The 10,722-nt window shown below is 36.8% G+C and carries 9 protein-coding genes; 2 read left to right on the top strand and 7 right to left on the bottom strand.

The window, feature by feature from the left end:
- The 3 genes from E0E02_RS06565 to trxA form a co-directional block, all read right to left on the bottom strand.
- Nucleotides 1-2,099, bottom strand: a 2,099-nt coding sequence (locus tag E0E02_RS06565; RefSeq protein WP_133018174.1) for a hypothetical protein, incomplete at its 3' end; no start/stop codon positions are given.
- Nucleotides 2,100-2,107: 8 nt separating this feature from the next.
- A complete protein-coding gene (locus E0E02_RS06560; RefSeq protein ID WP_133018173.1) occupies nucleotides 2,108-2,815 on the bottom strand; it encodes a S8 family serine peptidase in 708 nt (235 codons plus the stop codon).
- 260 nt (nucleotides 2,816-3,075) lie between these two features.
- Nucleotides 3,076-3,390, bottom strand: a complete 315-nt coding sequence (gene trxA / locus E0E02_RS06555) for a thioredoxin (protein WP_015695637.1) — start codon at nucleotides 3,388-3,390, stop codon at nucleotides 3,076-3,078.
- Nucleotides 3,391-3,632: 242 nt separating this feature from the next.
- Here trxA and E0E02_RS06550 point away from each other — a divergent pair, with 242 nt between their 5' ends.
- Complete coding sequence (locus tag E0E02_RS06550; RefSeq protein WP_133018172.1) at nucleotides 3,633-4,130, top strand: phosphatase PAP2 family protein; 498 nt, start codon at nucleotides 3,633-3,635, stop codon at nucleotides 4,128-4,130.
- Nucleotides 4,131-4,208: 78 nt separating this feature from the next.
- Here E0E02_RS06550 and nadC read toward each other — a convergent pair whose 3' ends face one another.
- Together nadC and E0E02_RS06540 are read right to left on the bottom strand one after the other, a co-directional pair.
- The gene (gene nadC, locus E0E02_RS06545) at nucleotides 4,209-5,069 is read right to left on the bottom strand and encodes a carboxylating nicotinate-nucleotide diphosphorylase (RefSeq protein ID WP_133018177.1); all 861 of its coding nucleotides are present in this window, start codon (nucleotides 5,067-5,069) and stop codon (nucleotides 4,209-4,211) included.
- A 28-nt stretch (nucleotides 5,070-5,097) separates the two neighbouring features.
- A complete protein-coding gene (locus E0E02_RS06540) occupies nucleotides 5,098-6,402 on the bottom strand; it encodes an L-aspartate oxidase (protein WP_133018171.1) in 1,305 nt (434 codons plus the stop codon).
- A gap of 335 nt (nucleotides 6,403-6,737) precedes the next feature.
- Here E0E02_RS06540 and nadA point away from each other — a divergent pair, with 335 nt between their 5' ends.
- Complete coding sequence (nadA, locus tag E0E02_RS06535; RefSeq protein ID WP_133018170.1) at nucleotides 6,738-7,658, top strand: quinolinate synthase NadA; 921 nt, start codon at nucleotides 6,738-6,740, stop codon at nucleotides 7,656-7,658.
- A gap of 90 nt (nucleotides 7,659-7,748) precedes the next feature.
- Here nadA and E0E02_RS06530 read toward each other — a convergent pair whose 3' ends face one another.
- Nucleotides 7,749-10,085 carry an endonuclease MutS2 gene (locus E0E02_RS06530; protein ID WP_133018169.1) on the bottom strand — a complete coding sequence of 779 codons (2,337 nt, stop codon included), beginning with the start codon at nucleotides 10,083-10,085 and terminating at the stop codon, nucleotides 7,749-7,751.
- An 88-nt stretch (nucleotides 10,086-10,173) separates the two neighbouring features.
- Nucleotides 10,174-10,722, bottom strand: coding sequence for a CvpA family protein (locus E0E02_RS06525; protein ID WP_133018168.1), 549 nt, complete (start codon nucleotides 10,720-10,722; stop codon nucleotides 10,174-10,176).

Genomic DNA, 10,722 nt, shown 5'->3' with positions numbered 1-10,722 from the left:
GGTTCTACATATTTAATTTTATTTGTAGAATTTTGGATAGCACGAATAGCAACAGAATTATTTTCAACGTTAACTTTAATATTAAAACTTCCATTGGCCGTGGTTTGTTCTGTCCGTATCTTTTTATCACCAATATAAATATCTAATGTTGAAGCACTTGGCATGCTCCCTACTAAATGTAATGTTTTTGTTTTTGAATCGTAGGTTACTTTATCAAAGGTTGGTGATGCTGTGGTCTGTCTTACTAACAAAGGTGTTTTCAAATGCTTATTCGTTTCTTCATCCGCTGTTAAATCACCATCTTCGTGAATGGTGAACCTTGGATAACTCAAAACATTTGAAAGAAATGGTTCTACATATTTAATTTTATTTGTAGAATTTTGGATAGCACGAATAGCAACAGAATTATTTTCAACGTTAACTTTAATATTAAAACTTCCATTGGCCGTGGTTTGTTCTGTCCGTATCTTTTTATCACCAATATAAATATCTAATGTTGAAGCACTTGGCATGCTCCCTACTAAATGTAATGTCTTTGTTTTTGAATCATAGGTTACTTTATCAAAAGTCGGTGATGCTGTGGTTTGTCTTACTAACAAAGGTGTTTTCAAATGCTTATTCGTTTCTTCATCCGCTGTTAAATCACCATCTTCGTGAATGGTAAAAGTTGGAAATCCTAATAAGCAAATACTGCACGATTTGTATTGCTTCCCATTTATAGGTTTTTGAATAGCATCAATCGCTACCTTTCCTTGGTTAATATTTACATTAAGTGTAAAGTTACCATTTTTATCTGTCACACTTTCTTGAACTATTTTCCCATTTACGTAAATATGAACTATCGATTCCGATGGCATACTTCCCACTAAATTTAAAATTTTAGTATTTTTATTATATGTAACAGAACTAAAATTAGGAACTGCTGAAAATCTAAAATCATCTTCTATAGATTTAAAGATTGTTATCATTTGATTTATGGCTTCTAGCAATTGCTTCATGAGTTCTATCTTTTGATTTATGGCTTCTGTCATTTGATTTATACCAGCATTCATTTGGTTTATACCAGCATTCATTTGATTCAATGCTGCTGTAGAACCTGATATACCAGCATTCATTTGGTTTATAGCAGCATTCATTTGATTCAATGCTGCTATAGAATCTGATATACCAGCATTCATTTGATTTATACCAGCATTCATTTGATTTAAACCTGCTGCAGTCCTTGATATACCAGAAGAAGTATTAGCATTAGAAACATTAATACTTATCGATTTAACATTAGTGTTTAATGCATTTAAATATCCACTCATTGAAGAAAGAGTTTTTGCAGTTTGAAGGCTATTATTCGATTGAACACTAGCTTTATAAGCGGTTGTTAACGAAGTAAGTTCATTATTTGCTACATTTGCTCGACTTACAGATGCACTAGGATAGTTTTTAGCTACATTTGATTTAGTATAAATGTAATAGCCTCCACCAACCACAACTGCTGCTCCTCCAATTACAGCTATAGCTGGTAAGGCTGCTGTCATTGCTGTTGTCATTCCAGCTAATTCCGAAGCACCTCCGACCATTTCAAATGCTAATGGTATAGCAGCTGCAGCAGAAGAATGACCAGAGGTTAAATTTACAGTATTTTCTTTTTTAGTTTTACTATCGATATATTTAAAAAGTACCCCACTACTATTTTTTTCAATCTGCCCACTCATTTTTTGTACAGCTAATTCTTTATAATCCTTTAGTATTACTACCTGAAATTCCGCATTTTTATTATCACTTGCAAATGTTACCGTAATTATAGATGAAAAGTTGTCATTTAATTTTTTTAACGTGGTTAATTTTAATTCACCTTTAGCTGTCTGTTTAGCACTCAAAAGATATAGCCCAGATTTCTCAACTTTATCACTAACAGAATTAACCCACTGTTGTGTTTTGCTTAGTTTACTATCTAACTGTTTATTTGTAATAGTCACTTCTGACGTAGCTCCAGTTTGTGCACCATAAACGGTAACTGGTTTTACTCCACAATCCACAAAAATACTTGTTAGCAGTAGTAAAGTAATAATTAAAACTTGAATTTGTTGAATTCTTTTTTTCATACTTCTCTCTAATTTTCCTTTTTCAAAATATTATCTTTGATTTTTCCTAAGTTCTTTGTTCGAAAATACTCTTTTAATATTTTATTCGTCACCTTAGGTGTGGCAAAAGATGTTCCACTATACGTCTTACCATCATATAAAATCTCCTCTCCATTTTCATAAATATCAATTTTATCTATAGCTGAAAAAGGAGATACATTCTCCCCTTTCTTACTACCAACTGAAATAACACCTGACATTCGAGCTGGAAAATCAGCAATTCCCTGATAATTATTTCCACCCGCTGCCACAATGACAACTCCCTTTTTTAATAAACTTCGGACTTGTTCCTTTATCTCTTCATCTTCCAAATAAAATCCACCCGAAAAATTAATAACATCAATATTATCTTTTTGAGCTTGTTTTAATGCTTTAATAATAGTATCAGTAGTGATTTGCCCATCATTTTTCATCACACTGTACTCAAAAAAATCGATTTTTGAAGCATCTAAGTCTCTAATTAGTAAATTCCAGACAATATTTGAATGTTTGGTAGTTTCACTATCTCCCTTTTCATAGATAGTTTTCTTAATATTAAAAGAAAAACGACTAGATGATGCTCCATCAATAACGGCTACTCTTAATTTCGATTCTCTCACAAAAATAGCAAATAAAAATAACCCTGCTATTAGTAAAAAAGTACATACATATAGCAGAGTTCTATTTATTTTTGACACTATAAAAATCCCCCTCCCCTAAAGTGCTTCTATTCTATCAAATACAAATTCTTCATTCAATATATTTTTGTTTTATATATCAAATTATTAAATTTTTTAATGAAATTTCCTACAACAATAGATTGCTCTCTTTCCTACTATAACCACCTATTATCAATAAACTTAAAAAATTTGCAAAATAATTGTGCTCAAATACTTAATTTTTTCAGCACCAAAAAACTCCCGAAAAATTTCGGGAGTTTATCGTCTATAAAAATTGATTAGCTCAATTCAGCAACGATTGCTTTGATTTGGTCTTTAGTGTGAACACCAGCGACTTGTTTCACAACTTCGCCATCTTTTTTGAAAAGCAATGTTGGGATTGACATGATACCAAATTTTTGAGCTGTTTCTGGGTTTTCATCAACATCGATTTTAACGATTTTAAGTTCGTCTTCGTCCATTTCTTCTGACAACTGTTCCAAGATTGGAGCTTGCATCAAACATGGACCACACCAAGTTGCCCAAAAGTCAACAAGGACAAGACCTTCATTTGTTTCTGCTTCGAATGTAGCATCAGTAATATTGTGTGCCATAATGTAATTACCTTGAACTCCCAGATGGACTGACTTGTTTTTCATGAAAAAACGGATACGAATCAGCCTAGCATCCCAAAGTCCTTTTTCCTTTTCTATTAGTTTATGAGCCTATTTTACGGGAAAATTGTCTTTTTGACAACTAATTGCTACGCAAAAATGATTTTTTGAAAGTCTTCTCATTTTCCTTATCTGGCATGCTTGTATGCTATAATAAAACTATTATTAGATAGAGGATTCTTATGAAAAATTACGCTGAATTTTATAACAAGCTAACAAAAACTTTTCAAGATAAACCAGCAGCTATTCGCAGCTTACAAGTTATCAACAGTTTATTAACCAAAGTTATGTATCTGGTTTACCCACTTCTTCTTATCCACCTTTTTATCAACACTCCTGACAAACTTCCTATTTTCATTCTTATCCCAGGGCTATCATTTATCTTGGTGTCACTTGGTCGCCACCTGCTTAACACCCCACGACCTTATGAGACTTGGAACATCACACCACTCATTCCTAAAGATACCAAAGGGCACTCTTTTCCAAGTCGTCATGTCTTTTCTGCTAGCATCATTAGCATGGCTGTGCTGACACAATCAAGCTTTTTAGGTGTTATTTTACTGATTTTATCGCTTGTCATTGCTTTTTGTCGTGTGCTAGGTGGGGTTCACTACCCGCATGATGTTGCAGCTGGTTATCTTATCGGCCTTATCTGTGGATTCTTACTATTTCTTTTTTAGTTATCAAAACAAAATCCCCAACTCAATCGAGCTGGGGATTTTTCGAACAATAATTTTACCTTAAAAAGGGTTATCCACTTATTTATCAACAGGATGCAGATTTTTAAGAGATAAATCCAAGATTTTAGCGGAGTGAGTAAGGGCACCACTTGAGACGTACTGAACGTCCAAGTCCAAGTAAGAAGCGACATTAGCCTTAGTCACATTACCAGAAATTTCAATTTCTGCTCTGCCTGCAATCAAAGCAACAGCTTCTTGCATTTGGTCATGGTCCATGTTATCAAGCATGATAATATCAGCACCCGCTTCAACTGCTTCTTTAACCATCTCAAGTGTTTCCACTTCAATTTCAATTTTGCGGACAGATGGTGCATAAGCTTTGGCAGCAAGAACAGCTTCTTTAACACCACCAGCAGCACCAATGTGATTATCTTTCAAAAGCACACCATCTGATAAATTATAACGGTGATTTTTACCACCACCAACCTTAACAGCATATTTTTCAAAAATGCGATTATTTGGTGTGGTCTTACGTGAATCAAGAAGAGTGATCGGACTGTCTTTTAGAAGCTCAGCCATTTCATGGGTGTAAGTGGCAATCCCACTCATGCGTTGCAGATAGTTCAGTGCTGTGCGTTCTCCTGAGAGGAGCACACGGATGTCACCGTAGACTGTGCCAAGCTTTTGTCCCGCCTCAACAGCATCGCCATCTTTCACCAAAACGTCAAACTTTGTTTGTGGGTCAAGCAAATAAAAGACGCGCTCGAAAACAGGAAGTCCACAGATAATCCCATCTTCTTTACAAATCAAGTCAACTTGACCAGCTACATTTTCTGACATGACACTGTTAGTTGACACGTCTTCGTTATTGATGTCTTCTGAAAGAGCGCTCAAAATCAACGGATCAACATTTAATTTTAGGGTAATTGGATCTAACATCATTATCCTTTCTCATATCTCACAACCATTAACCGATAACAGTTTCTAGTTGATTATTTTCTGTTAATTTTTCAACAACTATTTTTTTATAGTCGTCTGCCAAGATATCGTCATCTTGATAATCTAGCAAATCAAGCTCAGCCAAAGTTTTTGGAAGCACTGATACACTCTCATACTTAGCAACCAAGTCCTTAGCTGCGCGTTTTGCAAAAACAAGACTTTCAAGAAGAGAATTACTTGCTAAACGGTTTTGACCGTGAACCCCATTACAAGCTGTTTCACCAACGGCATAAAGGAAGTCCATACTTGTCTTACTATGGTGATTAACCTTGATACCACCCATGAAATAATGCTGTGCTGGCACAACTGGAATACATTCTGTGAATGGGTCGTAACCAGCCTCACGACAATGTGCCAAGATATTTGGGAAATGTTCTTCCAATTCTTTTTTCGGAATGGTACGCAAATCTTCCCAGACGTGGTCTGTCCCGTCTTTTTCCATTTGTTTTAAAATGGCTTGTGCTACCACATCACGCGGTTGCAATTCATCGACAAAACGATTCATGTTTTTATCATAAAGAAGTGCCCCTTCACCACGAACGGACTCAGAAATCAAGAATGAACGTTCTTTTGGATTATCTTGGTAGAGGGTTGTTGGGTGAATTTGTACATAAGACATGTCCTTAAGCTCAATATCATGTTTTAGGGAAATAGCTAGCGCATCACCAGTCAAATGCTTGAAGTTAGTACTATTTTTGTACAAACCACCTACACCACCACTGGCAAGTACAGTCACATCAGCTGTGATTTTTTGCAAATCACCATTTTCAAGACGGACCACACCACCATAACAACGGTTATCTTCTTCCAAGATATCAAGAAGACAAGTGTGTTCCATCAAGGTAATATTTGGACGCTTTTTGACCGCAGCTAACAGTCTACTTGTGATTTCTTTACCTGTAGTATCTTGGTAAAAAAGAATACGTTTATCAGAGTGAGCACCTTCACGAGTGAAAGCAAGGTTACCATTTTCATCACGTTGAAAATCAACACCGTAACCAATCAAATCTTTGATAACATCAGGTGATGACTTAATCATCAAATCAACAGAAACCTTGTCATTTTTGTAGTGACCAGCACGCAAAGTATCTTCAAAGAATGAGTCGTAGTCAGACTCGTCTTTCAACATGCAAATACCACCTTGTGCCAAGAAAGAATCACTGTGTTCTAATGTATCTTTAGAGATAATAGTAATTTGAAGTTCTTGTGGCAAATTAAGGGCCGTATAAAGTCCTGAACAACCACTACCGACAATAAGTACATTTGTTTTCATACAAACCTTCTTTTTTAACGATTGTTGAATAAACAATCCATTTGGCGAGTCAGATAAAAAAAGAATTCCTAGAATACCATCATCAACTGACCTAAGCATAAGCTTCTCATTTTCTGTATGATATCAATGCGAGGCTTACTTAAATCAGTCTTTAGGAACTTTTTCAATCAACTCTTATCAATTAAAATCATACGACTTAGAACATATTTTACCACCAATCAAGACACCTGACAAGACACCTAACTAAAATTTATTTACAGGTGTCTTGACACCTTCTTGACTCGGTACTATAATATATAACTAAGACAATCCTAGGAGGATCCCATAAACATATAATGAATACAAGAGAGATGCAAGACGAAATTTTACGTCTCAAAAAAGAAAAAGGGGTTTGTATTTTAGCACACGCCTACCAAAGTCACGACATTTGGGAAGTTGCCGATTTTGTAGGCGATTCTTTTGCTTTAAGTAAATATGCTGCCAAAGCTCCACAAGATACCATCATGATGTGTGGGGTGCGCTTTATGGCAGAAACCGTTAAAGTTTTATCACCTGAAAAAACAGCTCTTCTAGCCAACCCAATGGCTGGTTGCCCAATGGCCGCTCAAATTGATAAAAAAATCGTTACTTGGCTAAAAGATGCTCACCCAGACTACACTACCGTTGCTTATATCAACACCACTTCAGAAGTGAAAACAATGGTCGATGTCTGCGTCACATCTTCTTCAGCTGTTAAAATTATCAACAACATTGACAACGATAAGATTCTTTTTGTTCCAGACCGCAACCTTGGTCAATGGGTCGCTGAACAATGTCCTGATAAGCAATTTGAATTTTTCAAAGGTGGTTGTCCGACTCACATGCGTATGCGTAAACGCGATGTGCTAAAAGCACGTGAAGCGCATCCAAATGCTAAAGTACTGGTTCACCCAGAATGTCTAGCTGAAGTTACTGAGTTAGCTGATTTTGCTGGAAGTACTACAGAAATCATGGCTTACGCTAAAAATAGCACTGACAAAGAATTTATCATTGGTACTGAAAGCAGCATTGTTGAGCATTTACAATTTGAATGCCCTGATAAACGCTTCTACCTTCTATCAACTGAATGTGTTTGTCACAACATGAAAATGACAACTCTAGCTGATATTTACAACTGTTTACTTGGACGAGCAGGTGAAGAGATTGAGCTTGACGAAGACACTATCAAAGGTGCTCGTCATGCGATTGACCAAATGATCCTGCTTGGACAAAAATAAATTTATTTGCATTTTCTACATTTAAAAAGCCTGCAAAATTGCAGGTTTTTGTCTATTCACAGAAAAAAACTGTCCAGTGGACAGTTTTTTTTACACTAGATTTGCGATGGTACAACCGCTACCGCCTGCGTTTTGTGGGGCATAGCCAAATGATTTGACGTGCTTGTTGCGGCGAAGGTATTTTGTGACACCTTCACGGATAACACCTGTTCCGATACCGTGAATGATATCGACTTGAGCCATGTTGTTAAGCAAGGCTTGGTCGATAAATTCGTCCAATTCTTGCATGGCTTCTTCGTAGCGTTTGCCACGCAAATCAAGTCGCGCACGTGGTCCAGCAGATTTCTTGCTTTTCTTAACCACATGAACTTGTTTTTTCTTAGGTTTTTGCGCTTCTTCTTGAACTTTGACAAGGCTAAATTCGTCTTCTTTAAGCGTCATCTTAATGAGACCAACTTGCGCTTCCCATTTACCGTTTTTCGTTTGGTTAATCAAGGTTCCGCGTTGACCATAAGCTGTGACGATAATATCATCACCCACGCGCGGTGCACGCAATTTCTTGGCTTTCTTAAGAACTTTATTTTTCGATAAATCAACTTCAGGTGCTAATTTTTTCAACTGACTTTTAGCTTCAATGACTTCATGTGGTTTAAGGCTTGCTTTGTGGTGAAGATTTTTAAGGATTTCTTCACTTTCAGCCATGGCTTTATCCACAATTTCTTGTGCCTTAGCAGAAGCTTTTTCAAGTTCTTTATCTTTGGCGTGTGAGAATTCGTTATAAAGTTTCTTAACCGCACGATTGAATTTGAGGTTATTTTGCTCCACTTCTTTGATGTGGTCAAGACGTTTACGACTTTCATGCGTTTGTTCTTCCAAACGTTCGATGATGCGGTTAACATCTGTATCAGAATCCGTCAAACGCTCTGCTTCATTGACAATCACTTCAGCAAGACCTAATCGACGAGCAATTTCAAAGGCATTTGAACGCCCTGGCACACCTTGCATGAAATGATAAGTTGGACTCAAAGTCTCTGTGTCAAATTCCATGCTGGCATTTTCAACAAATTCTGTCTCGATACCGTAAGCTTTCAACTCAGGATAGTGGGTTGTCGCCATGGTTTTGACTTGCGTTAAACGCAAATGTTCCAAGATAGAAATGGCAAGACTTGCTCCTTCTTGTGGGTCAGTCCCTGCCCCCAATTCATCCACAAGAACCAAGCTATCTTTATCAGCTGCCGCCAAGATATCCACAATATTTGTCATGTGGCTTGAGAATGTTGACAAGCTTTGCTCGATAGATTGTTCATCACCAATGTCAGCAAAAATCTCATTAAAGACAGCAACTTTACTACCTTTATCAGCAAGAATTGGTAGACCAGATTGCGCCATTAATTGTGCCAATCCCAAAGTTTTCAACATGACAGTTTTACCACCGGTATTTGGACCAGTGATGACGATAACTGTCAATTCATCTAAGAAATGCAAGTCATTTGCGACTGGATTTGTCAACAGCGGGTGACGAGCTTGCAAGAGTTGCACAGTTTTATCTGTGGATAACTGCGGGACAACTGCTTTATTTTCTTGCATGAAGAGGAATTTTGCACGCACAAAATCCAAATGCCCCAAAACCCAGGCATTATTTCGAATAATATTAGTATGAGGGCGAAGCATATTTGACAATTCGCGTAAAATACGAGCCATTTCATGGCGTTCATCTGCGCGTAATTGTGTGATTTCTTCATTTAATTGCACCACTGCACGCGGCTCAATATAAACCGTACTTCCTGATGCTGAGATATCATGCACAACCCCTGAAATGCGATTGCGGTAGCTATTTTTCACCGGCAAAACCGCACGTCCATTACGGCTAGCAATCAAAGTCTCTGTCAAATGGTCAGCTTGCTTTTTCAAAATGTCCTGCAAGACTTGACGAACTCTGCTTTCATCATGATTGATTTGACGACGAATTCGGTCTAATTCATGACTTGCAAAATTCTCAATAAATCCACCATCGTTAATGGCTTGTAAACTTCCTTGCAGACTTGGCAAAAGTTCAATTTTCTCAAAAAGAGTATTTAAAGCCGTCAAGTTAACATTTTCCAAATCATTATAGAAATGCTTAACTTCTGCTGATACTTGCAAGATTTTCTTAATATCAATAATCTCTGAAACATTGACATCCGCATCTAATTCCAAGCGGCGCATGCTTTCAGAAATATCACGTAAACTGCCTAAACCAAAGCCATGTTGCTCAACAAAAATCTGCTCCATATCTGACATTTCAGCAAAAGAACGTGAGATACGGTCAGAATCTGTCATTGGAGCAAGCTTACGCAATTCATCTTGCCCTTGTTCAGTTTGTAAATAGCCAGCAAAAAGTTGCTTGACCTTATCAAATTCTAACTGTTCTAAAATTCTGTTATTCATATCACTATTATACCAAAACTTACCTTATTCTAGTGCTCTTTTAGCACGCTCATATTCATACAAAAATAAGGGCTAAACGCCCTTCTTCTTATCCTAAAATGGCTGTTATCCAAAGTGCCTTAATAACACCTGTCAATGGTTGGAAATAATTAATAATCAAACGTGCAATCCAGCTGCTTGAGAGAAGATTTTGAACCATTGACATTGGGACTGTTGCAAGTAATGTCAAGACTAAACCGAAAAAGACTAGCGCTACCAAAACGGCTAAGACACCGCTAAAACAATTAAGCTTGACACTATCAAAATGATGAATCGGTACCAAATGCACCAAAATCCCTATAAAACGAAAGATGGCATAGACCAGCATGTAAATAGCTGTGAAAGCCACCCCAGCATAATAAACTCTATCTAAATCAAAAATATTAACATCCGTGAAGAAATTCATGCTGGCACCTTGCCCAGCGTTTGAGTAAGGAATCCACAAAGTAATCTCTTCAGACAACGCTTCATAAAAGCGGCTAGCCACGACTAATGACACAATACTTGCTATAAAATAGTAAGCTTGTAAGATAATGCCACGTGAATAGCCAATGTAAAAATGCCAAGCTAAAATCAGCAAAATAAAAACTGATAACAT

Origin of the sequence: Streptococcus sp. KCJ4932 (genome assembly GCF_004352745.1) — a bacterium.
Classification (GTDB): Bacteria; Bacillota; Bacilli; order Lactobacillales; family Streptococcaceae; genus Streptococcus; species Streptococcus ruminicola.
Note: the sequence above shows the minus strand (reverse complement) of the source record. Positions and strands in the feature narration are given on the sequence as shown.

Coding starts and splice junctions, on each gene's coding strand:
- nadA (WP_133018170.1), top strand. CDS start 6,738: ATGAATACAAGAGAGATGCAAGACGAAATTTTACGTCTCAAAAAAGAA.
- E0E02_RS06540 (WP_133018171.1), bottom strand. CDS start 6,402: ATGAAAACAAATGTACTTATTGTCGGTAGTGGTTGTTCAGGACTTTAT.
- E0E02_RS06525 (WP_133018168.1), bottom strand. CDS start 10,722: ATGTTATCAGTTTTTATTTTGCTGATTTTAGCTTGGCATTTTTACATT.
- trxA (WP_015695637.1), bottom strand. CDS start 3,390: ATGGCACACAATATTACTGATGCTACATTCGAAGCAGAAACAAATGAA.
- E0E02_RS06550 (WP_133018172.1), top strand. CDS start 3,633: ATGAAAAATTACGCTGAATTTTATAACAAGCTAACAAAAACTTTTCAA.
- nadC (WP_133018177.1), bottom strand. CDS start 5,069: ATGTTAGATCCAATTACCCTAAAATTAAATGTTGATCCGTTGATTTTG.
- E0E02_RS06530 (WP_133018169.1), bottom strand. CDS start 10,085: ATGAATAACAGAATTTTAGAACAGTTAGAATTTGATAAGGTCAAGCAA.